The sequence below is a fragment of the Naasia aerilata genome (genome assembly GCF_030296595.1).
Lineage (GTDB): Bacteria > Actinomycetota > Actinomycetes > Actinomycetales > Microbacteriaceae > Naasia > Naasia aerilata.
This window is the reverse complement of the sequence record NZ_AP027731.1, coordinates 726,395-741,622: the sequence shown is the minus strand read 5'-3', so window position 1 is coordinate 741,622 and position 15,228 is coordinate 726,395. Positions and strand designations below refer to the sequence as shown.

Here is a 15,228-nt window from a genome sequence, read left to right as displayed (position 1 = left end):
GCGGACCCGGCTCCAGGACGCGCAGGCACGAGCTCATCGGGCCTCCTCGAACCGCACCCGGGTCCCGGGCGGCAGGAGGGCAGGCGGACTGCGCGTCTCGTCCCACAGGGGCACAGCCGTGCTGCCGACGATCCGCCACCCGCCCGGCGATTCGCGCGGGTAGACGCCGCTGAACGCGCCGGCCAGGCCGACGGACCCCGCGGGCACGCGCTCGCGGGAGGTCGCGAGCCGGGGCACGGCGAGGTCGAGGTCGTCCGACACCAGGTAGGCGAACCCGGGCGCGAACCCGACGAAGGCGCACTCCCACTCGGCAGCCGTGTGCCGGCGGATCAGCTCAGCGATCGACAGGCCCAGAAGCTGGGCGGTCTCTCCCAGGTCCGGGCCGTCATAGGAGACCGGGATGCGGACGGCCGCCGCCGGGTGCACCGGCTCGTGCTCGGCTGACGCGGACTGCCGCAGCCAGTGCTCGAGCGCGATCAGGCTCAGCTCGGGGGGCGCACCCGGACGAGCACCGTCCGCGCTGCCGGGACGATGTCGATCACCCCGGGCGGGGCGGTCGCCCTCAGCGCTCCCGCGGTCGCGCGCACCTCGGCGAGGGAGTCGAACTCGGCGAGCAGCGCGGCGTCCCCGAACGGCAGGATCCTCACCGGAAGGCGCCCGTCCTCACTCCCGCCGCCTCGAGCGCCGCGCGGACCGCAGCGGCCACGTCGGCTGCGCCCGGGGTGTCGCCGTGCACGCAGACGGAGTCGACGGCGAGGCGGACCGGCGTTCCGTCGAGGGCCGGCACCTCCCCGCGCAATGCGAGGGCGACGGCGCGCTCTCCGGCCGCCGCCGGGTCCGTCACGACGGCACCGGGCGTTCCGCGGGGGCGAGCGCGCCGTCGGAGAGGTAGGCGCGGTCGGCGAAGGCCTCCGCGAAGAAGGGCACGCCGTGTGCCAGTGCGGCTGCGGCGATTGCGCTGCCCGACGGGCCGAGGAGCGGAAGGCCGAGCTCCGCGGCGACGGCCGCGACGACGGCGGCCTCCGCGGCATCCTGGGCGATCCGGTTGTAGAGGGCTCCATGGGGCTTGAGGTACCGCACCTCCGCCCCGGCGACGTCCGCAGCTCGGCGCAGCGCCGCGACCTGCTCGATCAGCGTCGCGCGAAGGGCTGCGGGGTCGAGTTCGACGTGGACTCGCCCGAAGTTCGCGCGGTCGGGGTAGGACGGGTGAGCGCCGATGGTCACGCCCGCGGCGACGGCCGCCCGGCAGGTCTCGACCATGGTGGCGGCGTCGCCGGCATGCGCCCCGCACGCGACGTTGGCGCTCGTGACGAGGGGGAGGAGCGACGCGTCGTCGAATCCCTCCCCGAGATCGCAGTTGAGGTCGACCGCGGGCACGGCGTCAGCCTAGGGCGCTCCGCGGCCGTTGCGCCGACCGCGGGGGAAACCGTCATCGCGCGGGTGTCGTGCAGGGGGCGGAGAGGCGGGTACACCCGCGGTTTCCGCGGGGCTGCTAGCCCTCCCGGCGCGCTCCGGCGGAGGCCCGGACGGGGAACGTGGTGGGCGCGGTGTAGCCGTGCTCGAGAAAGGCACCGTCGACCGCGAACTCCACCTGGGAGACCAGGTCGACGGGCACCAGCGCGATCGCCGCGCCGCCGAAGCCGCCGCCCGTCATGCGGGCGCCCAGCGCGCCTGCCGAGAGCGCGGTCTCGACGGCGAGGTCGAGCTCGGGCACCGAGATCTCGAAGTCGTCGCGCATCGACCGGTGCGAGGCGTCGAGCAGGTCGCCGATCGCGAGCGGTCCGCGCTCGTGCAGCGTGCGCACGGTGTCGAGCACGCGCTGGTCCTCGGTGACGACGTGCCGCACGCGGCGGAACGTCTCGTCGTCGAGGAGGTCCCGTGCGCGGGAGAGGTCGCCGACGGACACGTCGCGCAGCGCCTCCACACCGAGGGCGCGGGCGCCGGCCTCGCAGGAGGCGCGCCGTGCCGCGTAGCCGCCCGTCGCATGGGAGTGCGAGACGCCCGTGTCCATCACGAGCAGGACCAGTCCGGCGGCATCGAAGCCCAGAGGGATGACCTCGGCGTTGAGGGTCCGGCAGTCGAGGAACACCGCGGCGTCGGCCTCGCCGAGCAGGGACGCGGACTGATCCATGATCCCGGTGGGTGCCCCGACCGCCTTGTTCTCCGCCAGCTGGCCGACCCGCGCGAGACTCCGGCGGTCGAGCCCGGCGTCCCAGAGGTCGTCGAGCGCCATGGCGACCGCGCTCTCGATGGCGGCCGAGGACGACAGGCCCGCCCCGATCGGGACGTCGGAGTGCACGAAGAGGTCGAAGCCGGCCTCCTGCGCGCGACCGGAGGTCGCCTCGCGCAGCGCCCAGGCAACGCCGAGCGGGTAGGCGGACCAGCCGCCGAGCGCCTCGGGGGCGAGCTCGGCGAGCGGGAGCTGCACCGCCTCGTCCGCGAAGGAGGAGGCGACCCGCGCCATGCCGTCGGTCCGCGGGCGGATCGCGGCGAACGTGCGCCGGTCGATCGCGAACGGGAGCACGTACCCCTCGTTGTAGTCGGTGTGCTCCCCGATGAGGTTCACGCGTCCGGGCGCCGACCAGAGCGCGGTCGCGGGGCCGCCGAAGACAGCGCTGAACGCCTCGGACGTCTCGGTGCGGAGGTCGCTCATGCGCGGGAGATCCCTTCTCGGAGGAACTCGGCCGCCCGCTCGGGCGGCACGTCGCCGATCCAGGCCCCCATGGCGGCCTCGGATCCGGCCAGGTACTTGAGCTTGTCCGCGGCACGGCGCGGGGAGGTGATCTGCAGCATGAGGCGCACCTGGTCCCGGTGGCTGTGCACGGGGGCCTGGTGCCAGGCGGCGATGTAGGGCGTGGGGGTCGGGTAGAGGGCGTCGATGCCCCGCAGGAGGCGCAGGTAGAGGCCCGCCAGCTCGTCGCGCTCATCCACGGACGTCTCGGCGAAGTCGGGGACGTGCCGGTGCGGCAGGAGGTGGACCTCGAGCGGCCAGCGCGCCGCGAAGGGCACGAACGCGGTCCAGTGCTCGCCGGAGAGGAGCATCCGCTCGGAGTCGCGCTCGGTGTCGAGGATGCGCGCGAACAGGTCGGGCCCGACCCGGTCCAGGAGCGCAGCAGCGTCTGGGTGCGCGGTGGGATGTAGGGGTAGGCGTAGATCTGGCCGTGCGGATGGTGCAGCGTCACGCCGATCGCCTCGCCCCGGTTCTCGAAGGGGAACACCTGCTCGATGCCCGGAAGCGCGGACAGCTCGGCCGTCCGATGCGCCCACGCCTCGATCACGGTGCGGGCCCGGGAGGCGCTCAGCCCGGCGAAGGAGCCGAGGTGCTCGGGGCTGAAGCACACCACCTCGGTGCGGCCGACCGACGTGCGGGTGCGGCCGAAGCCGATCTCCGCCAGATCATCGAGGCCGCGCGGGGCGTTCTCGCCGGTCAGCTCCGGTCCGAACGAGGGGGACCGGTTCTCGAAGACGGCGACGTCGTAGTTCGCGGGGACCTCGGACGGGTTGGTCGGCGACTGCGGGGCGAGCGGGTCGAGCTCGGCGGGCGGAAGGAACGCGCGGTTCTGCCGTGCGGCGGCGATCGAGATCCACTCGCCGGTCAGCACGTCCTGCCGCATCGTCGCGGTGGGCGGGCGAGGGTCGAGAGTGCGCGCGTCGACGCTCCGCTCGGAAGGGAGCGTCGTGTCCGCGTCGTCGTAGTAGATCAGTTCCCGACCGTCGGCGAGGCGGCTCGGCCTCGCCACGATTCCCGACGTGAGGTCCATGGCATGCCCACCCTACTGGCGGGGGCGGGACTCCCTCCGTGGCGCCCCCGTGGCTAGGGTCGACTCATGCTGCCGACAGGAGAACAGTTCCGCCTGACCCTCGACGGTGCGCGGGGCTTCGTGACCGCCACCGTGACCGAGCTGGCTGCCTCGTTGCGTGCACTCACGGTGGGCGGCATCGCGCTCGTGCACGAGTACCCGGACCACCTCACGCCTCCGTATGGCGCGGGCATCGTCCTCGTCCCGTGGCCGAATCGGGTGCGGCAGGGCCGCTGGATGCTGAACGGCGCCGAGCAGCGGCTCGACATCACGGAGCCCTCGAGCGGCAACGCGACCCACGGTCTCCTGCGCAACACCGGCTACCGGGTGACCGACCGGGGGAGAGTGCGGTCACCCTCGCGGCGACGGTGTTCCCACAGCACGGGTATCCCTTCCTCCTGGAGACATCCGTGCGCTACGAGCTGACCGAGGACGGCATCCAGGTGACGCACGGCATCGTCAATGCGGGGAGGACCGGGCGCCGACGGCGATCGGCGCGCACCCGTACTTCCGGGTCGGCGACACCCCCTCCGAGGACCTCACGGTGACGGTGTCTGGACGCACCTACTACCCGCTCGACGAGGCCTTCATCCCGACCGGTCGCGCGCCCGTGGAGGGCACGCAGGTGGATCTCCGGGCAGGCAAGCCCGTGCGCGAGGCGGCGCTCAACTCCGCCTTCACGGACCTCGAGCTCGTGGACGGCGCCTACCGTTCGCGCCTCACCGCGCCGACCGGCGATGCGACGGAGCTGTGGGGCGACGAGGACTTCGCCTACGTGCAGGTCTTCACCCAGCCCTCCTTTCCGGGGCTCACCGGCACCGAGTTCGCGGTCGCCATGGAACCGATGACGGCCCCGGCCAACGCGCTCGCCACGGGGAGTCCCTGCGCTGGCTCGAGCCCGGCGATCAGTGGGTCGCCCGCTGGGGTGTGCGGTATCTGCCCGCCGGGGCATAGACGCCCCCGAGCGAGGGCACGACGACCCCCGGTTGTCAATCCCGGCAGCCGTGTCGGAGGCCCCTCCTAGAGTCGGGAGCGCAGCAGCGTCGTCGGCGGAAGGGGCACAACATGCTGAAGCCGGCATATCCGGAGAACCTCTCCGAGGTGGATGCGCAGCTCCTCGACCTGGGGCAGTGGCGTCTCGTCAACTCCACCCTCGACCGCGCTGACGCGGCGTCCGTCCTCGGCTTCGTGCAGAAGGTCGGCTCCGCCTATGAGGTGCTCGAGCTCGAGCGGCCCCTGTCGCCGACTCGCGTGCGTTCGCTGCGCGAGGCGCGTGCTCTGCTCGTCGGCCCGCGCCGCGGCCACGAGTAGCTCGGCTACGCCGTCCGCCGGCCGACCGCGGCGGCCATCCGGGTGACCGCCTGCTCGAGGATGGGCCGCGGCGTCGCGAAGACGAGGCGGAGGAATCCGGCGCCCGGCGCACCGCAGGCGATCCCGTCCGTCATCGTGACGCCCGCCTCCTCGCGGAAGAAGTCGGCGGGCGAGGCGCCCAGCCCGAGGCCGCGAGCATCGAGCCACGCGATGTAGGTGCCCTCGGGCGGCGTGTACCGGATGCCGGGCAGCGCGTCGCCGAGGAGCTCGGCCAGGGCGTGCCGGTTGGCGTCGTCGTACTCCGTGACCGCCTGCAGCCACTCCCGGCCCTCGCGGTAGGCGGCCGTGTTCGCGACGACGCCGAGGTTGCTCGCGCCGTGCTCGAACCAGAACCCGACCCGCTCCCAGACCTCCTGGTCGGCGTCGGCGGTCAGGATCAGCTGAGCGCACTTCAGCCCCGGCAGGTTCCACGCCTTGGAGGCGGATGTCGCGGTCGCGGTGTGTGACGCCGCCTCCGGCGTCACAGAGGCGTACGGAACGTGGACCGCTCCCGGGTAGACGATGGGCGAGTGGATCTCGTCGGAGAACACCCGGCCGCCGTTCCGGTGCACGACCGCGGACAGCGCGGTGAGCTCTTCGCGGGTGAAGACCCGGCCGACCGGGTTGTAGGGGTTGCAGAGGATGAGCAGGCCGCCGCCCGCCGCGAAGGCCGCCTCGATGCCGTCGAGGTCCAGCCGGTAGCGCCCGTCCTCCTCGATCAGGGGGACCTCGATGGTCCGGCGGCCGAGCGTCTCCGGCACGCGCAGGAACGGCATGTAGGCGGGCGTCGGCAGGATGACGGGCGAGTCCGGGGGCGAGAAGTGCTGGATGGCGGCCGTGAGCCCCGCGACCACGTCGGGAAGCAGGTGGACGCGGTCGGCGGAGACATCCCAGCCATAGCTGTCCCGCTGCCAGTCCGCCGTCGCCTGGCCGAGGTCCCGCGCGAGCGACTCGGGCAGGTACCCGAGCAGCCCGTCGTCCACCGTGCGGTGCAGAGCATCGGCGATCGCCGGGGCGACGCCGAAGTCCATCTCCGCGACGAACGCGCCGATGGTGCCGGGGAAGGCCGACCACTTGAGGCCGCCGATCTCCCGCAGGCGCTCGATCCCGATGGCATCGAAGTCCGGCCCAGCCGCCATGTCGCGTCCCCTCTTCCAGGTCCTCCCCGGAAGCGTACTGACGCATGCCGCGGAGGACGTCGATGCCGATGCTCGAGAACGGGGGCGCGGGGAATAGCGCGCCCCGGTGCGCGGCTGTCTCCTCTCGTGGGCAAGCAGGAGCGGCGGGCATGACGGCGGACACCGAGACGATCACCCGGAGGAGCGTCGGCCTGCGGTCGGAACGCGGCCCGATCCTGCTGTCCCTCATGCTCAGCACCTCGCTCGTCGCCCTCGACGCGACGATCATCGCCACGGCCATCCCGTCGGTGGTCCGGGATCTCGGCGGGTTCTCCCAGTTCCCGTGGCTGTTCTCGATCTATGTGCTGGCGCAGGCCGCCTCGACCCCGATCTGCGGCCGGCTGGCGGACATCCTCGGGCGGAAGCCGCTGATGCTCGCCGGCATCGGGCTCTTCCTCCTCGGCTCCATCCTGTGCGGCCTCGCCTGGAGCATGCCGGCGCTGATCGCCTTCCGCGCCGTGCAGGGGCTCGGCGCGGGCGCCGTGCAGCCCATGTCCATCACGATCGCCGGAGACATCTACACGCTGCGCGAGCGGGCCAAGACGCAGGGCTATCTGGCGGGCGTCTGGGGTGTCGCCTCGGTGGTCGGGCCGGCGCTCGGCGGGCTCTTCTCCGACCTGCTGTCCTGGCGCTGGATCTTCTTCGTCAACATCCCGCTCTGCCTGCTCGCCGCGTTCCTGTTGATCCGCAGCTTCAAGGAGAAGGCGGAGCGCGGGTCCCAGCGCATCGACTACCCGGGTGCCGCCCTGCTCGCGGCCGGAACGGCGCTGCTCATCCTCGGCCTGCTCGAGGGCGGCCAGAGCTGGGCCTGGGCGTCCGCTCCGAGCATCGGCGTCTTCGCGGCTTCAGTCGTCCTGCTCGTCGTGTTCGTGCTCGTGGAGCGTCGCACCGAGCACCCGATCCTTCCCCTGTGGGTGTTCAAGCGGCGGGTCCTGCTCGCGAGCAGTGTCACATCCCTGCTCTCGGGCGCGATCGTCCTCGGCCTGTCCTCGTACATCCCGACCTACGGCCAGATCGTGCTCGGAGCGAGCGCGATCCTGTCCGGCTTCGCGCTCGCCGCACTCACGCTCGGGTGGCCGGTGTCCGCCTCGTTCGGCGGCAGCCTCTACCTGCGCTGGGGCTTCCGCGTCACCGCCCTCATCGGTTCCGGGCTGATCCTGGCCGGGACCGCGCTGACCCTGCTCCTCGGCGTCGACTCGCAGCTGTGGGAGGTCGCCGTCTTCTGCGCGATCATCGGCTTCGGGATGGGCTGGGTCGTCGCGCCGACGCTCATCGCCGCCCAGTCGAGCGTCGAGTGGAACGAGCGCGGCGTGGTCACCTCGACCAACCTCTTCGCCCGCTCGATCGGCTCCGCGGTCGGCGTCGCCGTGTTCGGCGCCGTCGTGAACGGGGCTTCGGGCGCGTCGGGAACGGCACCGTCCGCTGAGTCCCTCGCGCCGGCCCTGCACCTGGTCTTCCTCGGCATGACCGGCGTCGCCGTCGCGCTCATCGTCGCCGTGGCGTTCATGCCCGGGCACAAGCGGGACGGCGTCTCCGCCGGATCCGCGGGCGACGAGGCGACCGCTCCGGCCGCATGACGGTACGGTGACGGAACCGGAAAGGAGAGCCGTGATCCGCCACGTCGTGCTCTGGAAGCTCAACGCCACCCACCCTGAGGACCGCAGGCACACGGTCGAGGGCATCACTGAGCGCCTGGAGCGACTCGTGGGCATCGTGCCCGGGCTCCTCGCCCTGGAGGTGCACGCCGACCTCGGCAGCACGGGCGGCAACTGGGACGTCCTGCTCCTGTCCGAGCACGAGGACGAGCTCGCGCTCGCCGCATACCAGGACCACCCCGAGCACCTGAAGGCGACCACCTGGATCCGCGGCGTCGTCCAGTCGCGCGCCGCCGTCGACAGCCGCGCCTGACCCCGGCGGCCCGGCTGGACAGAACCCCACCAGCAGGCAGCATCGCCACCCACGCAGAGGAGCACCCATGACGACCTTCCGCAGGCTGGGACCGATCGGCGCCGAGATCCCCGTGGTGGAGGTGGACGGGAGGATCTTCGACCTCCGCTCGCTCACCGCCGACCTCGACGGCGCCTTCCTCGCGGCGGACGGCCTGAGCCGCGCTCGCGAGGCCGCGACGGCAGGCAGCCTCCCGGAGCTCGAGGGCGCCGGCGCGCTGCGAGTCGGGGCGCCCATCGCTCGCCCCGGCGCGGTGCTCTGCATCGGCCAGAACTATGCCGCCCACGCCGCCGAGTCCGGCTCGCCCCCGCCGACCATCCCGATCCTCTTCCTCAAGCATCCCAACACCCTGAGCGGTCCGGACGACGACCTCGTCCGGCCGCCACGGGCGGACAAGCTCGACTGGGAGGTCGAGCTCGGCGTCGTGATCGGCCGCCGGGCGAGCTACCTCGGCTCGCCCGAGGAGGCGCTCGGCTGCGTCGCCGGCTACGTCGTGAGCAACGACGTGTCCGAGCGCACGTGGCAGCGTGATGAGTCGGGCGGCCAGTGGTCGAAGGGCAAGATCGCGGCGGGGTTCAACCCCTCGGACCCTGGCTCGTCCCGGCCGACGAGATCGCCGACCCGCAGGCGCTGCGGCTGTGGAGCTCCGTCAACGGCGAGCCGCGCCAGGACTCGAGCACCGCCGACATGGTGTTCTCGATCGCGGAGCTCGTGCACCACCTCTCGCAGTACTGCGTGCTCGACCCCGGTGACCTGGTCAACACGGGCACCCCGCAGGGCGTCGCCATGTCGGGCCGCTTCCCCTACCTGCAGGTGGGCGATGTGCTCGAGGTCGGCATCGACGGGCTCGGAGCCTGCAGGCAGACCGTGGTCGCGAAGGACTGAGTCCGCCGTGACGACGTCCCCCGGCCTCGCGGCGCTCCGGTCGCGTCTGACCGGGGAGGTCGACGACGCGCCGCGCCGCCGGGCCGAGTACTCCTCGGACGCCTCCAGCTACCGGGTCGTGCCGCAGGCCGTGCTCTTCCCCGCCTCCGAGGCCGACGTCGTCGCGATCGTCGAGGAGGCTCGGCGCACGCGCACCCCGCTGACCGCGCGCGGCGGCGGCACCTCGGTCGCCGGCAACGCCGTGGGCGCCGGGTGGATCGTGGAGACGAGCCGCCACCTGAACCGGGTGCTGGAGATCGACCCCGTCGCGCGGACGGCCCGCGTGCAGCCGGGCGTGGTGCTCGCCGACCTGCAGGCCGCCGCGCGCGTCCACGGCCTCCGCTTCGGTCCCGACCCGTCCACCCAGAGCCGCTGCACGCTCGGCGGCATGATCGGCAACAACGCCTGCGGACCGCGCGCGAGAGCCTGGGGCCGCACCGTCGACAACGTTCTCGCCCTCCGGCTGGTGGACGGGACCGGCCGGGTCAGCGAGGTGAGCGGCGGCTTCGACTCGCACCCGGCGCTCGAGGACATCGTGCGGCGGCACCTGGCCACCCTCCGCACCGAGCTGGGCCGCTTCGCGCGCCAGGGCTCCGGATACGCGCTCGAGCATCTCCTTCCCGAGCACGGCCGCAACCTGGCCAAGGCCCTCGTCGGCACCGAGGGCACCTGCGGCATCCTGGTCGAGGCCACCGTGCGGCTCGTCGAGCTGCCGGCGGCGACTGCGCTCGCCGTTCTTGCCTATCCCGACACCCCGACCGCGGCAGAGGATGTGGGCGCCCTGCTGCCGCTGCGCCCTGCCGCGCTGGAGAGCATGGACGCCGAGCTCGTGGATCGCGTGGCGGAGGCGTCCGGCGCGGTGCCGGAGCTGCCGGCCGGCGGGGCGTGGATCTTCGCCGAGACCACGGGCGCCACCGAGGCGGAGGCCGTCGCGGCTGCCCACGCGCTCGTCCGCGCCTCCAGCGCACTCGGCTCACGCGTCCTCCCGAACGGGCCCGCCGCCCGGTCGCTCTGGCGCATCCGGGAGGACGGTGTCGGCTTGGCCGGTCGCACCGCGGAGGGGAGCCGGCGTGGCCCGGGTGGGAGGACGCGGCGGTCCCACCGGCGGCGCTGCCCGCCTACCTGCGCGCCTTCGAGGAGCTCAAGGCGCGACACGGCGTGCGCGGCCTGTCCTACGGGCACCTCGGCGACGGCTGCATGCACACCCGGCTGGATCTCCCCTCGCCGACGACCCGGATCGGGCGGTGCGATTCCTGGAGGACGCCGCCGACCTGGTGGTGCTGCACGGAGGATCGCTGTCCGGCGAGCACGGCGACGGCAGAGCCCGGAGCCGGCTGCTCGAGCGGATGTACTCGCCGGACGCCCTGACGGCCTTCGCCGAGGTGAAGGCCGTGTTCGACCCGGATGGCATCCTCAACCCCGGCATCGTCGTGGCTCCGCCGCCGCTCGACGCCGGCCTCCGCCTGCCTCAGGCCCGCCACGTGCCGGCGCGCGGTCTCGCGCTCCTGGCGGACGGCGGCGACGTCAGCAGAGCCGTCCACCGCTGCGTGGGCGTCGGCAGCTGCCGGGCCGACGGCTCCGCCACGGGCACGGTGATGTGCCCCTCGTACCAGGCCACGCGCGACGAGCGGGACTCCACCCGCGGGCGGGCCCGCACCCTCCAGGAGATGGTCAACGGAACGCTCGTGCGGGACGGGTGGCGCTCCCCGGAGGTCGCGGAGTCCCTCGACCTCTGCCTGTCCTGCCGGGCGTGCTCGTCGGACTGCCCGGCGGGCGTCGACATGGCCGCCTACAAGACGGAGATGCTCTACAACCGGTACCGCGGGCGGCTGCGCCCGAGGTCCCACTACGCATTCGGCGCGCTGCCCCGGTGGCTGCGGCTGGCCTCGGTCGCGCCGGCGCTCGTGAACGCCCTCGCCCGGATCGGTCCGCTGCGCCGGCTGAGCCTGCGCCTCGCCGGAGCGGATCCGCGCCGAGGCGTCCCGGCGCTGCCCCGCACCACCTTCCGGTCGTGGTGGACGCACCGGCCGCCGGTGCCGGCGGGCCGCCCCCGCGTCGCCCTGTGGGCCGACACCTTCACCGACGGGCTGTCGCCGGACATCGGCCGTGCGGCCGTCGAGGTCCTGGAGGACGCCGGCTACGAGGTGATCGTGCCGGCGGGGGAGGTGTGCTGCGGCCTGACCTGGATCACCACCGGTCAGCTGGACACCGCGCGCCGGAAGCTGCACGCGACGATGGACGCGCTCGAGCCGCTTCTCGCCGAGGGCATCCCGGTGATCGGGCTCGAGCCGTCCTGCACCGCGGTCCTCCGCTCCGACCTCCGCGAGCTGCTGCCCGGCGATCCTCGGAGTGCGCGCATCGCCGCCGGCACGTTCACGCTGGCCGAGTTCCTCAGCGCCCCGCGTGCTCCGCACGCAGGCACGTGGTCATCGCCCGCGCTCGACGGCACCGCCATCGTGGCGCAGCCGCACTGCCATCACCACGCGGTGCTCGGCTGGTCCACCGACGCCGCGCTCCTCGCGGCGGCCGGTGCGACGGTGACGACCGTGGCGGGCTGCTGCGGCCTGGCCGGAAACTTCGGGATGGAGCAGGGGCACTACGACGTGTCGGTCGCGGTGGCCGAGAACGCCCTGCTGCCCGCTCTGCGTGGCGCGCCGACCGACGTGTTCCTCGCCGACGGATTCTCCTGCCGCACCCAGGCGGATCAGCTCGCGGGCCGCGCCGGGCTCCACCTCGCCCAGCTGCTCGCCAGACGGCTCGCCGAGGAGCGCAGACAGAGCTAGCGCGCCCCGACGCGGTCACGTCGCGGCTCGGGCAGGAGAATCCCGAACCTGGGAAATCCCCCTGCGGCCAAACGGGAAGGGGATCGGTCCCGAATCCGCTGCATGTCACCCACCAGATCAGTCCAAGCCACTCTCGTGGGTGCGCTCGTGCTGCCGGTGCTGGCCCTGGCCCTCTCGGGATGCACAGGTTCACCACCATCCCAGATGCTGCCTTCCGAGAGCAGCGGTTCGGGCCAGCCGGCAGCAACGGGCTCGTCGACCGCGAAGGGCGACGAGATCGTCGCCGTCGGCCTGCGCTTCACGCCCCCGACCTCACAGTCGCCGCCGGCACCACCGTGCGCTGGGTCAACGACGAGGCGGTCACGCACACCGTGACCTCCGGCAGCTGGGGCGAGGTCAACGAGAAGACGGGCCTCCGGGGGACGCAGTCCGCCGACGGCATGTACGACCACACCCTGTCCCCGAAGGGCCAGGACGGCGACACCTTCGAGTTCACCTTCACGGAGCCCGGCACTTACACGTACTTCTGCAAGCCCCACCTCACCATGTTCGGCACCATCACCGTCCAGTGAGGCGGCCCTCGATCCAACCTCGCCCATCCCGGGCGGCATCTGGGAGATGCAGCACTACCCCTCAATGCACCAAGGAGAACATCATGCGCAAGACCGCAACATTCGCCGGACTCGGCATCGCCGCAGCCCTCGCCCTGACCGGCTGCTCCACGGGAGCAGGCGCGGCCACGCCGGAGAAGACGACCTCGTCCTCGTCCTCGCCGATGGCGGAGTCGATGATGACGGACACCGTCAACAGTGACGGCGCCGGCCTCCGTGCCGCGCTGACCGCGCTCCTCAGCGACCACGTGTACCTGGCCGGTGCGGCCATCCACCAGGCGCTCGCCGACGGCGGCGACCTCACCGCCCCGAAGACGGCGGCCGCCGTCGCCGCGCTTGACGAGAACTCGGTCGAGGTCTCCAAGGCCGTCGGCAGCATCTATCCCGACGCCGAGCAGCCCTTCCTCGACTCGTGGCGCTCGCACATCCCGTTCTTCGTGAACTACACCCTCGCGAAGGTCGGCAACGACCAGGCGGGCCAGGACCAGGCGCTCTCGGACCTCGGCGACTACGCGGTCTCGTTCGGCGAGCTGATCCACTCCGTCGTTCCCGAGCTGCCGGCCGAGGCCGTGCAGAAGGAGCTCGAGACGCACGCGACGAGCCTCGTCGCCGCGATCGACGCGGACGTCGCCGGAGACCCCGGCTACTACGACCTGCTCAAGGACGCGGCCGGTCACATGTCGATGACGGCCCAGGCCCTCGCCGGCGGCATCGCCACCAACAAGGGCATCCAGTAGGACCCCGGTGGACTCGCGGGCCTCGGCTCGCGGGTCCACCTCCCTCACTCCACCAGCGCACCACCCACGTACACCCGGACAGGAAAGGACAAGGCGCATGACCCGAACGGCCTCCGCTCTTCTCCTGGCCGCCGTGTCGGCGGCCGGCCTCGTGGCCAGCGCGGCCGTCCACCTGTCGCTCGCCGCTACGTTCGACGCGAACCCCGGCACCCTCCTCAGTCAGGGAGCGCTGTTCCGCATCCAGGCCGGGGTCGACGTCGTCGCCGCGCTCGTCCTCCTCATCCTCCGCACCCGGTGGAGCGCGGCGCTCGCCGCGGTGGTCGCCGCCGGTGGCGCCGGAATCCTCGCGGTCACCACGGTGCTGGCCGTCGACGGAACCCGCGTCGGCCTCCCCTACCTGTTCGAGCCCGGCTGGTACCCGGCCAAGACCGGCGCCTTCGTCGCGCAGCTCGTGGCGCTCGCCGCCGCGCTCGGGATGCTCCTCCTCCGCCCCCGGCTGACCGCCAAGCAGGCATGACATGGCCCAGCACGTGAGCGCCGACGAGGGCGTCGACTCCGGAATCCTCGAGCCCGTCTCGCAGGAGGACCTGCTCGCCCGCGTCGCCGACGGCGACCGAGCCGCCTTCGCCGATCTCTATGACGTCGTGGCTCCCCGCGTCCTCGGACTCGTCATCCGCGTCCTCCGCGACCGCGCGCAGGCGGAGGAGGTCGCCCAGGAGGTCTTCCTCGAGGTGTGGCAGACCGCCCCCGCTACGACGCCGGACGCGGCAGCGCGCTCACCTGGATCCTCACGATGGCGCACCGCCGCGCGATCGACCGCATCCGCTCGTCCCAGGCCAGTCGCGATCGCGACACCCGGGAGGGCATCCGCGACTACCGGCCCGAATACGACTCGGTCGCCGAGGCCGTCGAGACGTCCATCGAGCACGCGCGCGTCACCAAGGCGCTCGCGCGGCTCACCGAGCTGCAGCGGCAGGCAGTGACCCTCGCCTACTACGGCGGGTACAGCCACAGCGAGGTCGCTGCGCTCCTCAACATCCCGATCGGCACCGTCAAGACCCGCCTGCGCGACGGGATGATCCGGCTCCGCGACGAGCTGGGGGTCACCTCGTGAGCGGCCGGGGCGAGACCGCCCTGCTCAGCGGCGCCTACGTGCTCAACGCCGTGAGCGACCAGGAGCGCGCCGCCTTCGCCGAGCTCCTGCGCGGTTCCGAGCAGCTGCGCAGCGAGGTGACCGAGCTCGCCGACACCGCGGTCGCACTGGGTCTCGCCGTGCCTGCCGCCGCCCCACCCGCGCGTCTCAGGGCCGAACTCCTCGCCGCCGTCGCGTCGACGCCCCAGCTTCCGCCGCACGAGTCGCTCGTGCTGTCCGACGAGACCCCGCCCGCCACCGGACGCCGTGAGGCGAGTGCCGCGCTCCGCTGGGCTCGCCGGCCCGCGTCACTCCTCGCCGTCGCGGCTGCGGCGGTGCTCCTCCTGCTGGTGGGCGGCCTCCTGGGCCGGTCCCTGCTCGAGCTCCGTCCTTCAGAGCAGCAGGCGGCCGCCTTCGCCGAGCTCAACGCCGCGCCCGACGTGGAGAGCGTCCCGACGACGCTGCCGGGAGGCGGCGCGGCGCGGCTCATCGTCTCCGAGAGCCTCGGGCGGTCGGCGCTGGTCTGGACGGGCGATCTGCCCCGGGTCGAGGCGGGGCGGGCCTACGAGCTCTGGTATATGGGGAAGACGACGCATCCCGCCGGCCTCCTCGACGCCGACACCGCCGACCGGCGCTTCCGCGTGCTCGACGGCACCCTGCACGACGGGGACCTCGTCGGCATGACGATCGAGGCGGCCGGCGGAGCCCCGCAGCCCACCGGGGATGCGGTGCTCGTCATCGACCCGGCCGTCGCCGGCTGACCGCC

At 73.1% G+C, this 15,228-nt stretch carries 13 protein-coding genes and 6 pseudogenes; 14 read left to right on the top strand and 5 right to left on the bottom strand.

Annotation, left to right across the window (positions count from 1 at the left end):
- Nucleotides 1-33: 33 nt before the first annotated feature.
- From QUE51_RS04035 to galT, 4 genes and pseudogenes are all read right to left on the bottom strand, one after another.
- A pseudogene (locus QUE51_RS04035) lies at nt 34-587 on the bottom strand (5-oxoprolinase subunit B family protein).
- 56 nt (nt 588-643) lie between these two features.
- A pseudogene (locus tag QUE51_RS04030) lies at nt 644-1,377 on the bottom strand (5-oxoprolinase subunit PxpA).
- 115 nt (nt 1,378-1,492) lie between these two features.
- Complete coding sequence (gene galK / locus QUE51_RS04025; protein ID WP_286278326.1) at nt 1,493-2,653, bottom strand: galactokinase; 1,161 nt, start codon at nt 2,651-2,653, stop codon at nt 1,493-1,495.
- Nucleotides 2,650-3,761: pseudogene (gene galT, locus QUE51_RS04020) on the bottom strand (galactose-1-phosphate uridylyltransferase). Before galT ends, galK begins: the two are co-directional and overlap by 4 nt.
- 66 nt (nt 3,762-3,827) lie before the next feature.
- Between galT and QUE51_RS04015 the strand changes: the two are divergent.
- Genes QUE51_RS04015 through QUE51_RS04005 form a run of 3 tightly spaced genes read left to right on the top strand, consistent with a single transcriptional unit; the run spans nt 3,828 to nt 5,111 of the window.
- Nucleotides 3,828-4,226 (top strand): aldose epimerase family protein, encoded by a 399-nt coding sequence (locus QUE51_RS04015; RefSeq protein WP_286278325.1) that lies wholly within the window; start codon nt 3,828-3,830, stop codon nt 4,224-4,226.
- Nucleotides 4,207-4,824: an aldose epimerase family protein gene (locus tag QUE51_RS04010; protein ID WP_350226755.1), complete on the top strand. Its 618-nt coding sequence runs from the start codon at nt 4,207-4,209 to the stop codon at nt 4,822-4,824. The genes QUE51_RS04015 and QUE51_RS04010 overlap by 20 nt, the downstream gene beginning before the upstream one ends.
- A 41-nt stretch (nt 4,825-4,865) precedes the next feature.
- A complete protein-coding gene (locus QUE51_RS04005) occupies nt 4,866-5,111 on the top strand; it encodes a hypothetical protein (protein ID WP_286278324.1) in 246 nt (81 codons plus the stop codon).
- Nucleotides 5,112-5,116: 5 nt separating this feature from the next.
- Here the strand turns inward: QUE51_RS04005 and QUE51_RS04000 are convergent, their stop codons facing one another.
- On the bottom strand, nt 5,117-6,289 hold the full coding sequence (locus tag QUE51_RS04000) for a MalY/PatB family protein (protein ID WP_286278323.1): 1,173 nt from the start codon (nt 6,287-6,289) through the stop codon (nt 5,117-5,119).
- Between the two features lie 149 nt (nt 6,290-6,438).
- Here QUE51_RS04000 and QUE51_RS03995 point away from each other — a divergent pair, with 149 nt between their 5' ends.
- The 11 genes and pseudogenes from QUE51_RS03995 (at nt 6,439) to QUE51_RS03945 (ending at nt 15,223) form a co-directional block, all read left to right on the top strand.
- The gene (locus QUE51_RS03995) at nt 6,439-7,905 is read left to right on the top strand and encodes an MDR family MFS transporter (RefSeq protein ID WP_286278321.1); all 1,467 of its coding nucleotides are present in this window, start codon (nt 6,439-6,441) and stop codon (nt 7,903-7,905) included.
- Nucleotides 7,906-7,936: 31 nt separating this feature from the next.
- Entirely contained in the window at nt 7,937-8,236 is a 300-nt protein-coding gene (locus QUE51_RS03990; protein ID WP_286278320.1) for a Dabb family protein, read from the top strand.
- Between the two features lie 67 nt (nt 8,237-8,303).
- A pseudogene (locus QUE51_RS03985) lies at nt 8,304-9,160 on the top strand (fumarylacetoacetate hydrolase family protein).
- Nucleotides 9,096-10,178: pseudogene (locus QUE51_RS17785) on the top strand (FAD-binding oxidoreductase); the annotation flags it as partial. The pseudogenes QUE51_RS03985 and QUE51_RS17785, both read left to right, overlap by 65 nt.
- Nucleotides 10,085-10,567 (top strand): FAD-linked oxidase C-terminal domain-containing protein, encoded by a 483-nt coding sequence (locus tag QUE51_RS03975; RefSeq protein WP_286278318.1) that lies wholly within the window; start codon nt 10,085-10,087, stop codon nt 10,565-10,567. The pseudogene QUE51_RS17785 and the gene QUE51_RS03975, both read left to right, overlap by 94 nt.
- Nucleotides 10,453-11,982 carry a (Fe-S)-binding protein gene (locus QUE51_RS03970; protein ID WP_286279248.1) on the top strand — a complete coding sequence of 510 codons (1,530 nt, stop codon included), beginning with the start codon at nt 10,453-10,455 and terminating at the stop codon, nt 11,980-11,982. The genes QUE51_RS03975 and QUE51_RS03970 overlap by 115 nt, the downstream gene beginning before the upstream one ends.
- Before the next feature lie 335 nt (nt 11,983-12,317).
- Nucleotides 12,318-12,554, top strand: coding sequence for a cupredoxin domain-containing protein (locus QUE51_RS03965; protein ID WP_286279247.1), 237 nt, complete (start codon nt 12,318-12,320; stop codon nt 12,552-12,554).
- An 83-nt stretch (nt 12,555-12,637) separates the two neighbouring features.
- The gene (locus tag QUE51_RS03960) at nt 12,638-13,330 is read left to right on the top strand and encodes a hypothetical protein (protein WP_286278317.1); all 693 of its coding nucleotides are present in this window, start codon (nt 12,638-12,640) and stop codon (nt 13,328-13,330) included.
- A 97-nt stretch (nt 13,331-13,427) separates the two neighbouring features.
- Nucleotides 13,428-13,847: a hypothetical protein gene (locus QUE51_RS03955; protein WP_286278316.1), complete on the top strand. Its 420-nt coding sequence runs from the start codon at nt 13,428-13,430 to the stop codon at nt 13,845-13,847.
- Between the two features lies 1 nt (nt 13,848).
- Nucleotides 13,849-14,444 (top strand): annotated as a pseudogene (sigK, locus tag QUE51_RS03950) (ECF RNA polymerase sigma factor SigK).
- The gene (locus tag QUE51_RS03945) at nt 14,441-15,223 is read left to right on the top strand and encodes an anti-sigma factor (RefSeq protein ID WP_286278314.1); all 783 of its coding nucleotides are present in this window, start codon (nt 14,441-14,443) and stop codon (nt 15,221-15,223) included. The pseudogene sigK and the gene QUE51_RS03945 overlap by 4 nt, the downstream one beginning before the upstream one ends.
- Nucleotides 15,224-15,228: the final 5 nt, after the last annotated feature.